The organism is Streptomyces sp. NPDC041108 (genome assembly GCF_055592645.1).
In genome coordinates this window covers 736,253-754,767 of sequence record NZ_JBVIYK010000001.1, presented here as the reverse complement: position 1 = coordinate 754,767, position 18,515 = coordinate 736,253, and the positions used below count along the sequence as shown (strand labels likewise).

The 18,515-nt window shown below is 69.8% G+C and carries 18 protein-coding genes; 10 read left to right on the top strand and 8 right to left on the bottom strand.

Going from position 1 to position 18,515, the window contains the following annotated elements:
- Positions 1 to 82: 82 nt before the first annotated feature.
- The 4 genes from ACZ6BB_RS03195 to ACZ6BB_RS03180 all read right to left on the bottom strand — a co-directional run bounded on the left by ACZ6BB_RS03195 (position 83) and on the right by ACZ6BB_RS03180 (position 4,419).
- Positions 83 to 784: an SDR family oxidoreductase gene (locus ACZ6BB_RS03195; RefSeq protein ID WP_471613594.1), complete on the bottom strand. Its 702-nt coding sequence runs from the start codon at positions 782 to 784 to the stop codon at positions 83 to 85.
- 117 nt (positions 785 to 901) lie between these two features.
- Positions 902 to 1,798 carry a class I SAM-dependent methyltransferase gene (locus ACZ6BB_RS03190; protein ID WP_471613593.1) on the bottom strand — a complete coding sequence of 299 codons (897 nt, stop codon included), beginning with the start codon at positions 1,796 to 1,798 and terminating at the stop codon, positions 902 to 904.
- A 128-nt stretch (positions 1,799 to 1,926) separates the two neighbouring features.
- The gene (locus ACZ6BB_RS03185) at positions 1,927 to 2,523 is read right to left on the bottom strand and encodes a dihydrofolate reductase family protein (RefSeq protein WP_471613592.1); all 597 of its coding nucleotides are present in this window, start codon (positions 2,521 to 2,523) and stop codon (positions 1,927 to 1,929) included.
- Positions 2,524 to 2,703: 180 nt separating this feature from the next.
- Positions 2,704 to 4,419: a glycoside hydrolase family 6 protein gene (locus ACZ6BB_RS03180; protein WP_471613591.1), complete on the bottom strand. Its 1,716-nt coding sequence runs from the start codon at positions 4,417 to 4,419 to the stop codon at positions 2,704 to 2,706.
- 380 nt (positions 4,420 to 4,799) lie between these two features.
- Here ACZ6BB_RS03180 and ACZ6BB_RS03175 point away from each other — a divergent pair, with 380 nt between their 5' ends.
- The 3 genes from ACZ6BB_RS03175 (at position 4,800) to ACZ6BB_RS03165 (ending at position 11,635) form a co-directional block, all read left to right on the top strand.
- Positions 4,800 to 7,715: a glycoside hydrolase family 48 protein gene (locus tag ACZ6BB_RS03175; protein ID WP_471613590.1), complete on the top strand. Its 2,916-nt coding sequence runs from the start codon at positions 4,800 to 4,802 to the stop codon at positions 7,713 to 7,715.
- Between the two features lie 107 nt (positions 7,716 to 7,822).
- Positions 7,823 to 10,489 carry a cellulose binding domain-containing protein gene (locus ACZ6BB_RS03170; protein ID WP_471613589.1) on the top strand — a complete coding sequence of 889 codons (2,667 nt, stop codon included), beginning with the start codon at positions 7,823 to 7,825 and terminating at the stop codon, positions 10,487 to 10,489.
- A gap of 228 nt (positions 10,490 to 10,717) precedes the next feature.
- Positions 10,718 to 11,635 (top strand): endonuclease/exonuclease/phosphatase family protein, encoded by a 918-nt coding sequence (locus ACZ6BB_RS03165; RefSeq protein WP_471613588.1) that lies wholly within the window; start codon positions 10,718 to 10,720, stop codon positions 11,633 to 11,635.
- Between the two features lie 54 nt (positions 11,636 to 11,689).
- Here ACZ6BB_RS03165 and ACZ6BB_RS03160 read toward each other — a convergent pair whose 3' ends face one another.
- Positions 11,690 to 11,821, bottom strand: coding sequence for a rhamnogalacturonan lyase family protein (locus ACZ6BB_RS03160; protein WP_471614129.1), 132 nt, complete (start codon positions 11,819 to 11,821; stop codon positions 11,690 to 11,692).
- Here ACZ6BB_RS03160 and ACZ6BB_RS03155 point away from each other — a divergent pair.
- The 5 genes from ACZ6BB_RS03155 (at position 11,811) to ACZ6BB_RS03135 (ending at position 14,226) form a co-directional block, all read left to right on the top strand.
- Positions 11,811 to 12,038, top strand: coding sequence for a hypothetical protein (locus ACZ6BB_RS03155; RefSeq protein ID WP_471613587.1), 228 nt, complete (start codon positions 11,811 to 11,813; stop codon positions 12,036 to 12,038). The genes ACZ6BB_RS03160 and ACZ6BB_RS03155 overlap by 11 nt on opposite strands.
- A gap of 9 nt (positions 12,039 to 12,047) precedes the next feature.
- Entirely contained in the window at positions 12,048 to 12,575 is a 528-nt protein-coding gene (locus ACZ6BB_RS03150; protein ID WP_471614109.1) for a tetratricopeptide repeat protein, read from the top strand.
- A gap of 337 nt (positions 12,576 to 12,912) precedes the next feature.
- Positions 12,913 to 13,194, top strand: coding sequence for a hypothetical protein (locus ACZ6BB_RS03145; protein ID WP_471613586.1), 282 nt, complete (start codon positions 12,913 to 12,915; stop codon positions 13,192 to 13,194).
- Positions 13,195 to 13,303: 109 nt separating this feature from the next.
- Entirely contained in the window at positions 13,304 to 13,804 is a 501-nt protein-coding gene (locus ACZ6BB_RS03140; RefSeq protein ID WP_471613585.1) for an excalibur calcium-binding domain-containing protein, read from the top strand.
- Positions 13,805 to 14,010: 206 nt separating this feature from the next.
- Entirely contained in the window at positions 14,011 to 14,226 is a 216-nt protein-coding gene (locus ACZ6BB_RS03135) for a hypothetical protein (RefSeq protein ID WP_471613584.1), read from the top strand.
- Between the two features lie 263 nt (positions 14,227 to 14,489).
- On the opposite strand, the gene ACZ6BB_RS03130 is transcribed toward ACZ6BB_RS03135, so the two are convergent.
- The gene (locus tag ACZ6BB_RS03130; protein ID WP_471613583.1) at positions 14,490 to 14,681 is read right to left on the bottom strand and encodes a DUF4177 domain-containing protein; all 192 of its coding nucleotides are present in this window, start codon (positions 14,679 to 14,681) and stop codon (positions 14,490 to 14,492) included.
- A 220-nt stretch (positions 14,682 to 14,901) separates the two neighbouring features.
- On the opposite strand from ACZ6BB_RS03130, the gene ACZ6BB_RS03125 reads away from it, so the two are divergent.
- Positions 14,902 to 15,480, top strand: a complete 579-nt coding sequence (locus tag ACZ6BB_RS03125) for a hypothetical protein (protein WP_471613582.1) — start codon at positions 14,902 to 14,904, stop codon at positions 15,478 to 15,480.
- Positions 15,413 to 15,691 carry a tyrosine-type recombinase/integrase gene (locus ACZ6BB_RS03120; RefSeq protein WP_471613581.1) on the top strand — a complete coding sequence of 93 codons (279 nt, stop codon included), beginning with the start codon at positions 15,413 to 15,415 and terminating at the stop codon, positions 15,689 to 15,691. Before ACZ6BB_RS03125 ends, ACZ6BB_RS03120 begins: the two co-directional genes overlap by 68 nt.
- Before the next feature lie 75 nt (positions 15,692 to 15,766).
- Here ACZ6BB_RS03120 and ACZ6BB_RS03115 read toward each other — a convergent pair whose 3' ends face one another.
- Together ACZ6BB_RS03115 and ACZ6BB_RS03110 are read right to left on the bottom strand one after the other, a co-directional pair.
- Positions 15,767 to 17,632, bottom strand: a complete 1,866-nt coding sequence (locus ACZ6BB_RS03115; RefSeq protein ID WP_471613580.1) for a rhamnogalacturonan lyase — start codon at positions 17,630 to 17,632, stop codon at positions 15,767 to 15,769.
- 134 nt (positions 17,633 to 17,766) lie between these two features.
- Positions 17,767 to 18,510 (bottom strand): class I SAM-dependent methyltransferase, encoded by a 744-nt coding sequence (locus tag ACZ6BB_RS03110; RefSeq protein WP_471613579.1) that lies wholly within the window; start codon positions 18,508 to 18,510, stop codon positions 17,767 to 17,769.
- Between the last annotated feature and the right edge of the window lie 5 nt (positions 18,511 to 18,515).

Sequence of the window (18,515 nt, the reverse complement as noted above, 5' to 3'; positions counted from 1 at the left end):
GTCCACCCACCGGGAGCACGAAAGACGGCTGACCGCCCGTCGGACGACGTCCGGCGGGCGGTCCCGCGTGCGGGCGCGGCCCTCAGACCGGCTGGCCGATCGGGCGTACGACCACCGTGTTGACGTCGACGCCGGCCGGCTGCCGGATCGCCCAGACCACGGAGTCGGCGATCTGGTCGGCGGTGAGGAGACGGCCCGGCGGGAGACTGCCGTAGGCGTCCCAGAACGGGGTCTCCACACGGCCGGGCGCGATCAGGGTCACGCCCACACCCCACTCGGTGACCTGCCGCCTGGTGTTCTCGGCGAGCCCGGTCACCGCCCACTTGGTCGCCCCGTAGATGTTGCCGGGGCCGTGGATGAACCCGGCGACGCTGCCGACCAGCATGATCCGCCCCCGTGTCTCCTTGAGGGCGTCGACGGAGGCCCGGACGAGCAGGGCAGGACCCAGCACGTTGGTCAGCACCATCTCCGTCCACCCCGCGGGGTCCCCCTCGGCGACGGTGTCGTGGGTGCCGAAGCCCGCGTTGGCGAGGACGGTGTCGATCCGCCCGAACTCCTTCAGCGTGGCGTCCACCGCGGCCTGGACGTCCGCGTACTCGGCCGCGTTGCCCGGAATGGTCAACAGCCCTTCGGGATCGCCGAGTTCGGCGGCGAACGCCCGCAGCCGCTCGGCCCGGCGCCCGGTGACGGCCACCCGGTGGCCGAGGTCGAGCAGCCGCCGGGCGACCGCGGCGCCGATACCGCTGCCGCCGCCGGTGATGAGCGCGACCGGTGCTTCGGACATGGTCTTCCCCCTTGGTGTCGTGCCGGCCGACCGGAGTGGGGCCGGCAGACGGAGTCCACCACTTGAAGCGCTCTCGAAGTCAAGGACGACCGCTGCCGGCGCGCGCCGGGGACGGCGTCAGCGCCGGGCCACGTGCACCGTCCGGGCCGCGAGGACGAACAGGTCCGTGCGGTGGTGCAGGCTCGCCCTGTCGTCGGGATCGAGGAGCCGGTCGACGGTCGCGAGGTCGGTGGCGTCGAGGAAGTCCGCGAGGATCCCCCGGCCGCGCTGGAAGGAGGCCACGGCATGGGCGCGGGCGGCCTGCGGGAGGGGCGCCGGAAGATCCAGCAGGAACGTGCGGGACGTCGCGTCACGCAGGCCCGCGGCGGTGAGCAGCCCCGGCCAGTCCTCGGTCTCCGGAACACCGCCGGGCAGCGCGGCCCGCATCTCGCCGAACCACCGGTCCTGCGCCGCGTCGAGCCGGGACTGCAGTCCGGGGCGGCCGATGCCGATGTCACGCGGCAGGAAGCGGCTGGGCAGCCCGCCCTCGACGAGCGCCAACGTGCCGCCGGGGGCCAGCCGTTCGGCGAAGGCGACGAGGGCGGCGCGCTGGTCACCGAGGTGGTGCAGGCTGCGGCCGGCCCACATCAGGTCGGCGGGGTACTCCAACTCACCCAGACCGTCCGGGAGTTCGGTTTCCAGAGTGCTGAACCGGTCGCCGAGTCCCAGCCGTTCGGCACGGGCCTGGGCCAGCTTCAGCAGTGCCCCGGAACCGTCCAGGGCGACGACCCGGGCGCCGGGGAACACATCGGCCAGCAGACAGCTCACGACCCCCGGTCCGCTGCCGACGTCGACGATCAGTCCCGGTTCGGGCTGCCGCGTGGCGACCCAGGCGGCGGCCTGCCGGTTCAGCGGAGCGAACAGTTCGGCCTCTTCCTCCAGATGCCCGGCCAGCTCGCCCCAGTCGACGTCACCGTGGTCGTGGTCGGCGGGGCCGTGGTCATGGTCGTGACGGCCGTGGTGGTGCTGTCCCATGATGGTGCGCCTCTCTTCCGGGTGCCGTCAGCTTGCTCCGACGCACCGGAGAACGGCCACTCTCCTTGCCGTATCGGCAAAACCGCCGTGCCGATACGGCGCCTGCATCGAGCCGACGCGGCAACGGCTCAGTCCTGGTCCGCCACCCGGTAGACGCATACGTTCGCCCCCGTGCCACTGGTGGTCGTGGAGACGAGTTCCAGGGTGCGCATGGCTCCGTCACCGGGGAAGATCGTCTTTCCGCCGCCGAGGACGACCGGCATGACGATCAGGACCAGTTCGTCGGCGAGACCCTCCGCGAGGAGGGTGCGGGCGAGGGTCGGGCTGCCCATGACGAGCAGGTCGCCGCCGTCGGTCTCACGGAGTTTGCGGATGTGCGCGACGGCCTCCCCGCCCGGAATCCGCGTGGTGTTCTCCCAGGTCAGCTCGGAGTCGGCGAGCGTCGTGGACACGACGTACTTGCGCAGGGAGTTCATCCGGTCGGCGAAGGGGTCGCCCGCCCGGTCCGGCCACGCCCCGGCCATCGCCTGCCAGGTGCGGCGGCCGTAGAGCAACGCGTCCGCCCGGCCCAGCGCGGCGTCCCAGGCACCGCCCACGACCTCCGGGTCGAAGAACGGGTGCGTCCAGCCACCGTGGGCGAACCCGCCCTCGGTGTCCTCCTCGGGACCGCCGGGCGCCTGCACGACACCGTCCAGGCTCATGAACTCGCAGATCACGATGCGCATGGGGTTCTCTTTTCGCGTCACTGTCACGGGCTTACGGCGATGGAGACCGCCGCGCCGCCCGGAACTCATCGCTCCCGCCTCCTCCCTCATCGTGACGTGACTCGCACGGGCATGCCACCGGTCCGCCAGGGGGTGGGGGAAGTGCGACTGCCCCTGGCGGACCGGCTCAGCGGAGCGGACTCAGAGCGCGGGGTACGCGTTCTGCATCAGCTGCTGGAACTGGGCGGAGAACCATTTCCCGGAGATGGGTGCGTTCCCCAGGGCGCCGGACATGTTGTTGTTGTTGCGCGGGTTGCCCGTGTACGTCGGGTCGCACATGCGGTCGAAGCCCTTGCCCTCGTCGTTCGGGATGAGGGAGCTGGCCCCGTCGGACTCACCCGGCGGCTTCATCCACACGTAGGCGTCGATCCCGGTCGCCGGGGCGGCCTTCGGACGTTCACCGAGACCGGCTCCGGCCTGGTTGCACCAGTTGCCGGTGTTGAAGCGGCGGTCGTAGCGCCCGCCGTCCACGTAGGTGTCGACGGTGGTCGTCGCCCCCGGTCCGGTGGGCCGGGCGGCGCCGCCCCAGCCGTTGCGGGAGGTGTCGATCAGCATGCCGACGTTCGAGTTGAAGCCCGCCGAGACCGCCTGGGCCCGGAATGCCTGGGCGAAGGACAGCTCGTCGACGTAGCGGTTCCAGTCCACCCACTTCGACTCACGGACCGACTTGCCGCCCGCGGTGTCGTTGATGGTGAAGTTGTTCTCCTTCAGGGCGCTGTAGTTGGCCGTGTTGGTGATGAAGCCGTGGACGTCGTTGACCGTGGCGCCCTCGGCGGTCGCGGCCTCCTTCATGATGGCGGCGGAGGGGGCGAAGTTGTCGTCCCAGCCGAGCCAGCCGTGGTGACCGGCGTCGACGTAGTTGTAGACGTTGGGGACGTCGCCCAGCTTGTTGAGCGCGTAGCCGACACCCTTGACGTAGTTGCCGTTGGCCTTCATCACGTCGCACTGGGGCACGGCCGTCGGGCGGCTGCCGACGTTGGTGACGAGGTTGGGCAGCGAGTCGATCTCGACCGTGGTGACGATCCGCAGGCCGGCGTACTTGGAGTCGGCGAGGATCGCCTTGATCGGGTCGATGTACTGCGTCTTGTACTTGTCGATCTCCGTCGGGCCCAGCTCGCCGTTGGAGGCGAGGGCCGAGCAGTCACGGCCGGGCAGGTTGTAGATCACCAGCTGGACGACGAGTTCGCCCGAGCCCTTCTGCCGCAGCGCCTCGTCGAGGTGGGCGCGCAGGCCCATCTTGCCGCCCGCACCCGCGATGGCGGCCGTGCGGTCCAGCCACACACCCGTCGGCTGGTTGGAGATCCGGCTGCCGCCCGGTTCGGCGGCGGCGTTCGCGGACCATTCCGGGTTCACGTACACCTTGGCCCCCGCGTACGGGTTGTCCACCCTGCTGCCCGGCGTGCCGGGGCCCGGCTCGCCCGGGTCGCCGCCGCCGCCGTCGTCCACGTTGCAGGTCACGCCGTCGAGCGTGAAGGTCGTCGGCAGGGCGTTGGTTCCGCTGTAGGAGGCCTGGAACCCGAAGCTGACCGAACCACCGGTGGCCAGCGCGCCGTTGTACGTCTCGTTGGCGGCGGTCACCGACGAACCGCTCTGGGTGATCCGGGAGTTCCAGCCGTTGGTGACCTGCTGGTTCCCGGCGTACGACCACTTCGCGGCCCACGAGGACTTGGCAGCACCGTTGTTGGTGATGGTGACGGCGGCGGTGAAGCCGGTCGACCACTGGTTCTGGACCTTGTAGTCGACCGTGCAGGGGACCGCCTGCACGCCGGTGTCGTCCGGCACGGCGGCCACGGAGGTCCCGGCCGCGCCGGCGACCAGCGCCAACGCAGCCAGAAGTGCTGTTCTGGTACGGCTCATGAGTGCGGGTTTCCTCTTCCGTAGTGGGGTGTACGAGGAGGAGTCGTCGCGCTGTCGCCGAGGCGAGTAAAAGACCTGAACACTGGGGGTGTTCTTCGAGCGTCCCTCGCAGCTCGGACGCGTCTGGGACGAACGCGTCGACTGGTGGAACCGCTCCCACTGGTGCTGGTGAAGGTAGCGCCAAGTCACGGTAAAAGACAGAGGTCTTGCGTTATTGCGGCGGATGAATCTTTTCTCCCCTGATCGAATCTTTTCGACTCTTCAAACGCCTTGACCCCTTGCGCCCTCCTCCTCAATATGGGAGCGCTCCCACTGGTTCAAGGCTTGTTGTTGCCGCTCCGCCCCCACCTTCGCCAGAGCCGCACGGAAGGAACCAGAGCATGCACCCCAGACGGAGACGCCGTGCCTCGCGGCGTCTGTGGACGGCCGTGGTCGCGGCCTTCGCCCTCCCCCTGACGATGCTCGGCACCGGCTCGACCTCCGCCAGCGCGGCCGCGGTCGCCTGCAACGTCGACTACAAGACCAACGACTGGGGCTCGGGTTTCACCGCCGAGCTGACGATCACCAACCGGGGTACCGAAGCCATCAACGGCTGGACCCTGACCTACGCCTACGCCGGCAACCAGACGCTCAGCAACGGCTGGAGCGGCACCTGGTCGCAGTCCGGCAAGTCGGTGACGGCGAAGAACGCGTCCTGGAACGGCACGATCGCCGTCGGGGCCGCCGTGACCACCGGTGCCCAGTTCACGTACAGCGGCGCGAACGCGGCGCCGACCGGCTTCGCGATCAACGGCACCGCGTGTGTCGGCGCCCATCAGCCGCCGATCACCGTGCTGACCAGCCCGACGGCGGGCGCCACGTACTCGCAGGGTGACCCGGTGCCGATGGCGGCCACCGCGGCGGCCGCGGACAACGCGACCATCACCAAGGTGGAGTTCTACGACGACACCACGCTGCTGGGCACGGACACGACCTCGCCGTACACCTTCTCGGCCACCGGTCTGTCCGTGGGCAGCCATTCGCTGGTCGCCAAGGCGTACGACAGCCTGGGCGCGTCGGCGGACTCCACGCCGGTCGGCATCACGGTCGCCTCGGGGCCGGCCGTGGTCGCCTCCCCGACACAACTGGGCGTACAGCAGGGCAAGACGGGCACGTACGACGTGAAACTCTCCACGCAGCCGTCGGGGAACGTGACGGTGACGACCTCGCGGGCCTCCGGCAACTCGGGCCTGTCGGTCACCGGTGGCGCGTCGCTGACCTTCACGCCGCAGAACTGGAACACGGCCCAGAAGGTGACCGTCACGGCCAACTCCTCGGGCACGGGCTCCGCGGTCTTCGAGTCGGCGGCCACCGGCCACGCCAAGGCCGCGGTGACGGTGACCCAGCTGGCCGCGTCGAAGGTGTACGACGCCCGCTTCCTGGAGCTCTACGGCAAGATCACCAACCCGGCGAGCGGCTACTTCTCCCCCGAGGGCATCCCGTACCACTCGGTCGAGACGCTGATCGTCGAGGCGCCGGACCACGGCCATGAGACCACCTCGGAGGCGTACAGCTACCTCCTGTGGCTGCAGGCCATGTACGGCAAGGTGACGGGCGACTGGTCCAAGTTCAACGGCGCCTGGGAGATCATGGAGAAGTACATGATCCCCACCAAGCCGGACCAGCCCACCAACTCCTTCTACAACGCCTCCAAGCCGGCGACGTACGCCCCTGAACACGACACCCCGGGCGAGTACCCGGCGCAGCTCAACACCAGTGTCTCGGTCGGTTCGGACCCCATCGCCGCCGAGTTGAAGAGCGCCTACAACACGGACGACATCTACGGCATGCACTGGCTGCAGGACGTGGACAACGTCTACGGCTTCGGCAACTCTCCGGGCAAGTGCGAGGCAGGTCCGTCGGACACCGGCCCGTCGTACATCAACACCTTCCAGCGCGGTCCGCAGGAGTCGGTGTGGGAGACCGTCCCGCAGCCCACCTGCGACCAGTTCAAGTACGGCGGCAGGAACGGGTACCTGGACCTGTTCACCCGTGACGCCTCCTACGCCAAGCAGTGGAAGTTCACCAACGCCCCGGACGCCGACGCGCGCGCCGTGCAGGCCGCGTACTGGGCGGACGTCTGGGCCAAGCAGCAGGGCAAGGGCGGTGACGTCTCCGCGACCGTCGGCAAGGCCGCGAAGATGGGCGACTACCTGCGCTACGCGATGTACGACAAGTACTTCAAGAAGGTCGGGAACTGTGTGGGGCCGACCAGTTGCCCCGCGGGCACCGGCAAGGACGCCTCCTTCTACCTGCTCTCCTGGTACTACGCGTGGGGCGGTGCCACCGACACCAGCGCCGGCTGGTCCTGGCGCATCGGCTCCAGCCACGCGCACGGCGGCTACCAGAACCCGCTGGCCGCGTACGCCCTCGCCAACTACGCACCGCTGAAGCCGAAGTCGGCGACCGGGCAGGCGGACTGGGCCAAGTCCCTCGACCGGCAGATCGAGTTCTACCGCTGGCTCCAGTCGAACGAGGGCGCCATCGCGGGCGGCGCCACCAACAGCTGGGCGGGGCGGTACGCCACGCCCCCGGCCGGGACGCCGACCTTCTACGGCATGTACTACGACGAGAAGCCCGTGTACCACGACCCGCCGTCCAACCAGTGGTTCGGTTTCCAGACGTGGTCCATGGAGCGGGTCGCCGAGTATTACCAGCAGACCGGCAACGCCGCCGCGAAGACGGTGCTCGACAAGTGGGTCGACTGGGCGCTGTCCAAGACCACGATCAACCCCGACGGGACGTATCGGATCCCTTCCACCCTCCAGTGGTCGGGCGCCCCGAACACCTGGAACCCGTCCAGCCCCGGCTCCAACAGCGGGCTGCACGTCACCGTCGCCGACTACACCGAGGACGTGGGGGTGGCGGGCTCCTACGCCAAGACCCTGACGTACTACGCCGACCGCTCCGGTGACGCCGACGCGGCCCGGGTCGCCAAGGCGCTGCTCGACGGTTTGTGGCAGCACCACCAGGACGCGCTCGGGGTCGCCGTCCCGGAGACCCGTACGGACTACAACCGGTTCGACGACCAGGTGTCCATCCCGAGCGGGTGGACGGGCACGATGCCGAACGGGGACGCGATCAACTCGTCGTCGACGTTCGAGTCGATCCGGTCGTTCTACGAGGACGACCCGGCCTGGTCGAAGATCGAGGCGTACCTGGCCGGTGGCGCCACGCCCTCCTTCACGTACCACCGGTTCTGGGCCCAGGCCGACATCGCCCTGGCCATGGGTGCGTACGCGGAACTCCTGGAGTAGGCACCGCACACCGAGCACCGCGCACAGCCCCGCGCCCCTCACGGGCGCGGGGTCTGTGCGCCCTTTTCTGAGAACTTCCCCCCACTCGTCAGGAGAGGACCCCCACGTTGCGAAGAACCCGCATCCTCACCACCGTCCTGGCCCTCGCGGCCGGCCTGCTCGCGGGCTCCCCACCCGTGCTGGCCGCCGAGAAGGCCGGCAGCGGCGACCGGTCGGTGTCCGTCGCCGCCGACACCTACACCTGGAAGAACGCCCGGATCGACGGCGGCGGCTTCGTCCCGGGCATCGTCTTCAACCGCAAGGAGAAGAACCTCGCGTACGCCCGCACCGACATCGGCGGGGCCTACCGCTGGGTGGAGTCGTCGAAGACCTGGACCCCGCTGCTGGACTCCGTCGGCTGGGACGACTGGGGTCACACGGGGGTCGTGAGCCTCGCCTCCGACTCCGTCGACCCCAACAAGGTGTACGTGGCGGCCGGTACGTACACCAACAACTGGGACCCGGGGAACGGGGCGATCCTGCGGTCGTCGGACCGGGGCGCGAGCTGGCAGAAGGCCGGCCTGCCGTTCAAGCTGGGCGGGAACATGCCGGGCCGGGGCATGGGTGAGCGGCTGGCCGTCGACCCGAACAAGAACAGCGTGCTGTACCTGGGGGCGCCCAGCGGCAAGGGTCTGTGGCGCTCGACGGACTCGGGGGTCACCTGGTCCCAGGTGACGAACTTCCCCAACGTCGGCAACTACGTGGCCGATCCCTCCGACACGAGCGGGTACAACAGCGACAACCAGGGCATCGTCTGGGTCACCTTCGACGAGACCACGGGGACGTCCGGCAACGCGACGAAGACCGTGTACGTCGGGGTCGCCGACAAGGACAACGCGGTGTACCGGTCCACCGACGCGGGCGCGACCTGGTCGCGTGTGGCCGGTCAGCCGACCGGATACCTGGCCCACAAGGGCGTTCTGGACGCGACGAAGGGCCATCTGTACCTGTCGTACAGCGACAAGGGCGGGCCCTACGACGGCGGCAAGGGCCAGCTGTGGCGGTACACGACCGCGACGGGCACCTGGACGAACATCAGCCCGGTGGCCGAGGCCGACACCCACTACGGCTTCAGCGGGCTGAGCGTGGACCGGCAGGATCCGGGCACGGTCATGGCGACGGCCTACAGCTCCTGGTGGCCGGACACCCAGATCTTCCGCTCGACGGACAGCGGCGCGACCTGGACGCGCGCGTGGGACTACACCTCCTATCCGAACCGCTCGAACCGCTTCACCATGGATGTCTCGTCCTCCCCCTGGCTGACCTGGGGCGCCAGCCCCTCGCCGCCGGAACAGACACCCAAACTCGGCTGGATGACCGAGGCGTTGGAGATCGACCCGTTCGACTCGAACCGGATGATGTACGGGACGGGCGCCACGATCTACGGCACGGAGAACCTGGGGAACTGGGACAGCGGCGGCCAGTTCGCCGTCAAACCGATGGTGCGTGGCCTGGAGGAGACGGCGGTCAACGACCTGGCCTCGCCGCCGTCCGGAGCCCCGCTGCTCAGCGCGCTCGGTGACGTCGGCGGCTTCCGGCACACGGACCTGACGAAGGTCCCGTCGATGATGTTCACCCAGCCGAACTTCACCACGACGACCAGTCTGGACTTCGCCGAGTCCAGCCCGAACACGGTCGTGAGGGTCGGCAACCTGGACTCCAGCCCGCACATCGCCTTCTCCACGGACAACGGGGCCAACTGGTTCGCCGGGACCGACCCCTCGGGCGTGAGCGGCGGCGGTACGGTCGCGGCGGCCTCGGACGGCAGCCGGTTCGTGTGGAGCCCGGCGGGCACGGGCGTGCGGTACACGACCGGCTTCGGTACCTCGTGGTCGGCGTCGAGCGGCATCCCGGCCGACGCGATCGTGGAGTCCGACCGGGTGGACCCGAAGACCTTCTACGGCTTCAAGTCCGGTAAGTTCTACGTCAGTTCGGACGGCGGGGCCACCTTCACCGCGTCGAACGCGACCGGCCTGCCGAGCGGCGACAGCGTGCGCTTCAAGGCGCTGCCCGGGGTGAAGGGTGACGTGTGGCTGGCGGGCGGGGCGTCGGACGGCGCGTACGGTCTGTGGCACTCCACGGACGCGGGAGCCACCTTCACCAAGCTCTCCGGTGTCGAGCAGGCCGACACGATCGGTTTCGGCAAGGCGGCCTCGGGGGCCTCGTACCAGACGCTCTACACCAGCGCGAAGATCGGCGGGGTGCGCGGCATCTTCCGCTCGACGGACAAGGGCGCGACCTGGACCCGGATCAACGACGACGCCCACCAGTGGGGCTGGACGGGAGCGGCGATCACGGGCGACCCGCGGGTGTACGGGCGGGTCTACGTCTCCACGAACGGGCGCGGGATCGTCTACGGCGACTCCTCCGACACGGGCGGCGGCACGGATCCGGACCCCGGACCCGGGCCGACGGGAGCCTGCGCGGTGACGTACAAGGTCACGGGCGAGTGGCCGGGCGGCTTCCAGGCGGACGTGCGGCTCGCCAACACCGGCACGAGCGCGTGGAGCGGCTGGTCCCTCGGCTGGGCCTTCCCCGACGGCCAGAGCGTCTCCCAGATCTGGAACGCCGCCCACACCCAGTCGGGGTCGGCGGTCACGGCCAGGAACATCGCCTGGAACGGCACTGTGGCGGCCGGTTCGTCGGTGAGCTTCGGCTTCACCGGAACCTGGTCGCGGACGAACGGCAGACCGACCGCGTTCAGACTCGGTGACCAGTCCTGCACGGTGACCTGAAACCCGGGCAGGACGAGAAGAGGGCGCGCGCCTGGGTCGGGCGCGCGCCCTCGCCATGTGCTTCCTCCACGCGTCTGCCGCGTTCACGTCCTGCGCGCCCGTCGGGTGCTTTGATCCTTCGGGGCGCGTACACCTCGATGCATCGACATGTTCATGCCTACCATGGCAGGCAGTTCCACCCTGTTGTGCGCACGACTTGCCCCGTTGGCCGCCGCAGAGGGAGCCTCAGTGCCGAACCACCGTCGGGTCACGCGCCGCCTCACCCTCCAGACGGCACTCGCCGCGGCGGTGCTGCTGCCCCTGTCCCACGCCGGACTGTCCGCACGGCCCGCCGCCGCGGCGGCGGAAGAGGAGGCCACCGTCAGCCCCCGTCTCGACACCATGTCGTTCAACCTGCGCTACGCGAACACCACGCGGCCCAACAGCTGGGCCGAACGCCGGCCCGTGATGCGGGCACTGCTGCGGCAGGAGGCACCCCATGTCATCGGCACCCAGGAGGGCCTGCACCGGCAACTGCTCGACATCGAGACCGACCTCGGACCGGACTACCGCTGGATCGGCACCGGCCGGGCGGGCGGCAACCGCGACGAGTTCATGGCGGTCCTCTACGACACCCGTCGGCTCGCGCCCGTCGAGTACCAGCACTTCTGGCTCTCCGACACCCCCGACGTGCCCGGCTCCAACACCTGGGGCGGCGGCTCCGTCCGGATGGTCACCTGGGTCAGGTTCCGGGATCTGCGGGACGGTGGCAGACAGTTCCACCTCCTCAACACCCACCTCGACAACGCGAGCCAGTACGCCCGCGAGCGGGCCGCGGCGCTGATCGCCCGCCGGATCGCCGGCTTCGACCCGTCGCTCCCCCTCGTCGTCACCGGCGACTTCAACGTGGCGGCCCACCGCAACCCGGTCTACGACACGATGCTGGGCGCCGGCCTCGTCGACACCTGGGACACGGCGGCCGAGCGGAGCGACCTCTACGCGACCTTCCACGGCTACCGCCCCCTGACCCCGGACGGCGACCGCATCGACTGGATCCTGGCCACCCCGGGCGTCACCGCGCACCGGGCGGCCGTCAACACCTTCGCGGCGAACGGCCAGTTCCCCAGCGACCATCTGCCCGTCCAGGCGTCGCTGACGCTGGGCTGAGTGCGACGACACGGAGCCGGAGTCCGGGGGCGGGTCCGCCCCCGGACCGGTCGTCTACGGGGCGTGGACCGTCGGCCGGGGCGCCGTCGGCATGCCGTCACCGATGAAGAAGCTGGTGTGCGGGGGCTGGTTGTAGGAGGTGCCGGTCTTGGGGGCGCGGACGCGACGGATGATCGTGGCCTGCATCCACGAGCACGCCTGCGTCCGCTGCTCGCTCCTGCGCCCCGGCCCGGCCCAGCGCGGCCGACTGGTGAAGATCCGCGACAACCTCGTGGACCGGATCGCCGAGGCAGAGCAGGAAGGCTGGCTCGGCGAGATCGAGGGGCTCCGCCAAGTCGACTCGGCTGCGTCGACCGGGCCGATTTTGCTGGGGATGCCGATGTCACGGTCAGCCTCACCATGACCGCCTCATCTGACTGGGCGGCTCCGGCTCACCTCTGTAACGCAGGAGGAACTCCTGGGGGCCTGCCTGCGGCTGCTGGGCCCGGACCACGCCGACACCCTAACCACGCTGGGCATCCTCGCTCACTGGCGTGAAGCAGCGGGAGATCACTCCGGCGCCGCAGCGGCCTTCAAGAAGCTGCTGACTGCCCGCGTGCGAGAACTGGGGCCGGACCATCCCGACGAAATCACGGCCTGGGAACTGCTCGCCTCGTCCCCGGGGAAGGCCCGAGACCCGGACGGCGCTGCTGCCGCCAACGAAGAATTGGTAGCCGGGCGTATGCATCTCCTGGGCCCGGACCATCCGGAGACCCTCTCCGCGCGAGGTCACCTGGCCTATTACCAAGGTGTGGCAGGCGACGCAGCCGGGGCAGCGACCGCCTCTGCACAGCTACTGGAGGACCGCCTCCGCGCTCTGGGACCAGGCCACCCCGCCACCCGCGCCAGCCAGGAAGGCGCCGCGTACTGGCAGGCCAGAGCCAACGAAGAGCCTCACTGAACACACCTGTCAGCCACCACCGGCCTGTCCAGCCGCCCCGGGGACAAGGCGCATCCGAATGCGCGGCCCTGCCTCCGTTCCGACGAGGCCGCATGCGGTGGTTCCCGCTGTCGGCTTCCAGAACACAGCGGTGCAATGAGCCACGCTGGTTCAGAGAAGTGACGAGCCCGAACGAGATGGCTCCCCTCCAGACCGCAGGCATGGGGCACCTCCGCGACAGCCGCGAGCAGCACCAGCCTACGACCTCACACCGAAACCGGCATACCCGACAAAAGGCTCGAATGGTGCTGGCGAGTGTGGGCACTCCAACCAGGGATCCCACAGAACGGAGCACACCATGGTCATCAAGAAACTCCACGACATGGGCATCCGCAGCGAACACGCCTACCTGGCTGCCTTCACCTCCATCGGCCTCTCCGTCGCCACCTGGGCAACCAGCCTCAAAGCCGAACCCGTCGGCGGCCTCGCCCGTGCAGACCGGTGGGGCATCTTCGTGGGCGAATGGGCACCCACCTTCTTCGGCCTCGGCCTCGCCCTCTCCCACTACGAACAGCAAGAAGGCACCCTCACCGCCAGCGTCCACGAACTGCGCGAGCAGAAGCAGCGCCAGGCCGGTTGACAAGGCGTCGCACGGCTCCCGGGCCCGTTGCCGGAGGGCCCGGGAGTCGGCACGGACAGTCACAGAACCGTCACTACTCACCCACCCGGCGCACCAGGGCACTACCGTCATGCCACCCGAAACACCCCAGGGGGACGACGTGACCAGCCCGTACACCACACCGCCCATGCCGCAGCCCGTCAGACCCGCACCCAGATGGGCCCGCAAGCGGTACGTGCTCCCCGCGCTCGGCTTCGCCTTCTTCATCGGCATCGGCGCCGGCGCCAGCGACCCGCAGACAGCCGACGCGAAGCACACCGCCGCCAAGCCCGGCCCCACCACCACGGTCACGGCGACAACGACCGCTGAAGCCAAACCGAAAGCCGCGCCGGCTGTGACCGCCACCGAGACGGTCAAGGTGAAAGTGAAGGTCACCGAGACCGTGACCGCACAGCCCGCCGCAGACGACAACTCCGGCAGCAGCAGCGGGGGCGGTACTGGCGGCGGCAGCGCCTACTACTCGAACTGCTCGGAGGCCCGCGCGGCCGGAGCCGCGCCCGTCCACCGCGGGGAACCCGGCTACGGCAGTCACCTCGACCGTGATGGCGACGGCGTCGGCTGCGACAGCTGAACGCATGAACGCCCGCCCCGTCCATGTCAGGGGCGGGCGCGGGCTGAGCCCTTCGGGCAGCAGAACGCTCCCGCAGCTTCGGCTGCGGGGGGTGTCGTTCGGAATCAGCGCCTCTTCCCGAGGGAGGGCAGTCCGCCTGACAGAGGACGCGCGCCGTGAGGTGCTTGCAGCGCGCGCCGAGGCATGCAGGATCCGTAGCGTCTTGCGTGGACGAGGAGAAGCACGGCGACGGTGCGGGTGAGTACGAGGGTGCGGGTGATGCCGTCGTCGATGCCGTAAGCCTCGGTTGTACCGTAGAGGTCTTGGCAGGCGGCGAGGATGGCCCGGTCGAATTCGTCCCGGGCCGGCTCGGGGAGGCTGTCGAAGACAGCCTCGGTGATCGGGTCGTAGCGCAGCCTGTCAGGTCAGGCAGCTCCGCGTGACCCGATTCGTGCAGCGATCGCCTGGAGGCGTTCGGTGCCGTCGATCCACTCCCCCGGTGGTGCCTTCTCCGCGGGCCTCTGCGGCGGCGATCTCGCGCCCGCGTTCAACGGCGGCCAGGGTGTCCTTGGCGATCCGTTCCCAGCGTGCGAACACCTGCAGCAGTTGGTGCGCGGGGGCCCGGTTGATTTCGCCAAGGAAGCGTTGGGCCAGGTCAGGGTTGCCGATCGAGGGGGCCTGGATGGTCGGCTCTTGCTGCCAGGGGTCAGTTGCGTTCGAAGGTGATGAACAGTCCGGCGTAGGTTTGGGCGTTGGTTCCAGGGACGCAGGCGATCACCCGCCATCCTTCTGCGGCGTGCTGGTTCATGACGGTGGTCGCATTGGGCACGTCTTGCACCTGCCCATCGTTCCTCGTCGAGATCCAGTCCTGGACGTGCACTACGCGGTACTCAGGCATCTTCTGAGCATAGAGCTGCCGAAGCCTCTGGTTGCCTTCAGCCGAGGTGGTTGATCTGCAGCACAGTGATCGCCTTCAGTGTGTGTCCGAGATGCTGCTCGCGGGGGAGCTGGGGTTGAAGGGCTGCCCATCCCGTTGCCGCTTGCGATGTCGCGCGTCTGACCGTGGGCATGCTTGGTGACGCCCTATGGGGGGTTCGGATCAGTCCTCCTCTCGCCCTGTGGGTGACAAGGTCCACATCGGGATGGGCCTGCTCGCTTTTCTGGCGGCCTCGCATTCGTCGATGCGTGCTTGTATCCGGGGGTCTGCGCCGAGTCCTGCAGCTAGCCGTGGGCTGTTGACGATGATGGCGCGGCAGATTTGGCCGACGGTTGGCCTGAAGGCGCCCCGGCTGCCCAAGTCGAAGGCTCTGGCGTGGGAGCAGCGGGCCGTCCGGTCTGTACGGCTCGCCCTGCCTGAGCCGTACCGGATCCTGGCCGATCTGGCCGTCGGGGCCGGCCTGCGCCAGGGTGAGACGTTCGGGTTCTCCCCGGACGGCATCGAGGGTGAGGACATCAACGTCGTTCGCCAGATCATCAAGGTGAAGGGCCGGTTCGCCTTCGCACCACCGAAGGGCAACAAGGAGCGCGTCGCGCCCTGCGCGCCCGAGCTTGCGGAGGCCGTCAAGGAACACGCGAACCGCTTCCCCAGCGTCGAGGTGGCCCTGCCGTGGGTCGACCCGGGAGTGGAACATGCCGCGCATGTTCGGGTTCCATGTGCTGCGCCGTACGTTCGCCAGCGCTGTGCTGGCCGAGGGTGAGCCCATTACTCAACTGGCCGCCTGGCTGGGGCACAGCGACCTGGCATTCACGCTGCGGACCTACGTGCACTTCATGCCGAAGTCGGGGCAGCGAGGGCGGGCGGCGATCGGCCGGTTCATGACTGACGAGCTGGCCGAGGCGGACGAGATGCCCGAGACTCCCCCAGGAAATGGATCTCCCCAAATCCTCCCCAGCGAAAGTGGATCATGATTGGGGCGGCCTCCCCCGGGGCTCGGGAGGCCGCCGCCATGCCGCTCAGCTCAGGAATTACGGCAGGTCACAAGCCTACGGGGCGTGGACCGTCGGCCGGGGCGCCGTCGGCATGCCGTCACCGATGAAGAAGCTGGTGTGCGGGGGCTGGTTGTAGGCGGTGTTCTGCCAGGCCAGGCCGGTGCGGTACATCGGGTCGTGCAGCAGGGTCGTGATCTTCCTGCTCGTCTCGACGGGTGTCGAGTAGATCCGCAGGGCCGTGTTGCCGCTGGTGCGCCAGACGACCTCCTCGCGCCAGTCGCCGAGGATGTCGCCGGAGAGCGCGGGCGTGGCCTTGGTGCCGTTGTTGGAGAGGACCCCGGAGCCGGTCAGCAGACGGGTGTCGCCGGAGGTCCCGTACTTGTCGATGCGGGTGCCGTCGAGGAGTTCGCGGACCGGGTCCCCGTCCCACCAGGACAGGAAGTTGACGGAGGAGGGCTCGCGGCCCTTCGTGGCCCCGGCCCTGTCCCGGATGGAGGTGTCGGAGGCGGACCACATCTCGGGCCCGGCGTTGCCCGCGTGGATGTCCCCGGCGACGCCCCGGCCGTTGTCGCAGCAGGCGGCGAGCTTCCAGCGGACCGCGCCGTTCGCGGGGTCGATGTACAGCGCGGCGGGCTGCGAGGTGGACTCGGAGACCTTGAAGTACTCCAGGCCGGCGGTGGAGGCGTCGAGGTCGCCCAGGTGCTGGGCGTCGCCGTGGCCGGTCCTCGTGGTCCACAGGCCGGCGCCGTTGTCGTCCACGGCCATCGCGCCGTACACGATCTCGTCCCTGCCGTCGTTGTCGACGTCCCCGACGGAGAGGCTGTGCGAGCCCTGCCCGTCGTAGCCCCGGCCGCTGTTGCTGGAGGAGTTGGTGTCGAAGGTCCAGCGGCGGGTGAAGGAGCCGCCCCGCCAGTCCCAGGCCGCGATCACCGTTCGGGTGTAGTAGCCGCGCGCCATGATCAGGGAGGGGCGGGCGCCGTCCAGATACGCCGTCCCGGCGAGGAAGCGGTCGACGCGGTTGCCATACGAGTCGCCCCACGACGAGACCGTACCGCGGGCCGGGACGTAGTCGACGGACTGCATCGCCCTGCCGGTCCGGCCGTCGAACATGGTCAGGTACTCGGGACCGGACAGGACGTAGCCGCTGGAGTTGCGGTGGTCGGCCGAGGAACTGCCGATGACCGCACCGGTCCCGTCGACGGTGCCGTCCGAGGTCTTCATGGCGATCTCGGCGTGGCCGTCGCCGTCGTAGTCGTACACCTGGAACTGCGTATAGTGCGCGCCCGAACGGATGTTGCGGCCCAGGTCGATCCGCCACAGACGGGTGCCGTCGAGCTTGATGCCGTCGACGACCGTGTTGCCGGTGAAGCCGGACTGGGAGTTGTCCTTGGCGTTCGTCGGCTGCCACTTCAGGACGAACTCCAGGGTGCCGTCGCCGTCGAGGTCGCCCACGGAGGCGTCGTTGGCCTCGTAGGTGTACGCGACGCCGTCCGGGGTGGTCCCGCCGGCGGGCGGGCTGATCGGCACGTCCCTGTAGCCGGTGCGGAGTTGGACCGCGTGCGCCGAGTCGCCCTGCTCCACACCGTTCACGACCGCGCGGACCGTGTAGTCGGCCTGCGCGGGCGCGCCGGAGTGGAAGTAGTTCGTGGAAGCGGTGACCGGGGTCGCGTTGACCTTCGTGCCGGACCGGTAGACGTTGAACGACACGGTGTCCGGGTCGGTGCCCAGCCAGCGCCAGCTGACCAGGTTGCCGCTGTCGACGTGGACGCTGACCAGGCCCCGGTCGAGGTTCTCGACCTGGCGGGCGGTGGCGGCCTCGGCGGGCGGGCCGGTGAGCGCGGTGAGTCCGGCGGCGACGAGGGCCACGGTCACCAGCGAGCGCAGGGCTCGGCGTCTGTGGTGCCTGTGCGGGTGCTGCACGTGACGAACCTCCAGAGAGGACGGACGGGTTCCGCAACTCAGTCGCCACGCTTCCCGACCGCGTTGCCGCACCTTTCGGCCGCGCTGCCGCGCCTTTCGGCCAGTTCGGCCAGTTCGGCCATGGTCTCGGCGGCTCAGGCGGACTTGCGGAACGCCCTGAGGCTGAACTCCGGGTCCGGACGCGGACGGTCCTGGTCGGGGAGGGACGCCAGCCGTACCGCGTAGTCGTCGGCGAGCGGATCGCCGGGCGGGAGGGTCACGAACCAGCCGCGGCGCAGGTCGGCGACGGTGCGGCGAGGGCTGCGGCCCTGGCCCCGGCCCGCGAAACGGGCGTGTCCGGCGACCCCCAGCCCGTGTTCGGCGGCGTACTTCTCGACGGCCGCCGCGGGATCCATGGCCGGGGCCCGGGGGCGCGGGGCGAGCACGGCGTCGATGTCGCTGCCCACGTTGTGGGAGGCGGCCTTGTCGACGGTGGTGACGTAGACACCGCCGGGGCGCAGCACGCGGGCGCACTCGCCGACCACGGCCCGTACGTCCTCGGGGCCGCCCAGCAGATGCAGCAGCCACACGCTGGTCACGGCGTCGAACCCCCCGTCACGAAAGGGGAGCCGGCGGCCGTCGCCGATCACGACGGAGCCGGGCAGCCGGGCGGCGGCCCGGCTCGCCATGGCGTGGGTGAGGTCGAGGCCGGTGACCCGCATCCCGTCCCGCGCGGCCGCGAGCCGCCGGGTCACGATCCCGGTGCCGCAGGCGACGTCGAGCATCCGGCGGGTGCCCTCGGGGACGAGGCCGAGGACGGCGCGGGCGGCGGCCTCGGCGCGGGGCTCGCCGCCGCGCAGGGCGTCGTAGTCGCCGGCCTCCTTGTCGTAGTCCAGCACCCGCC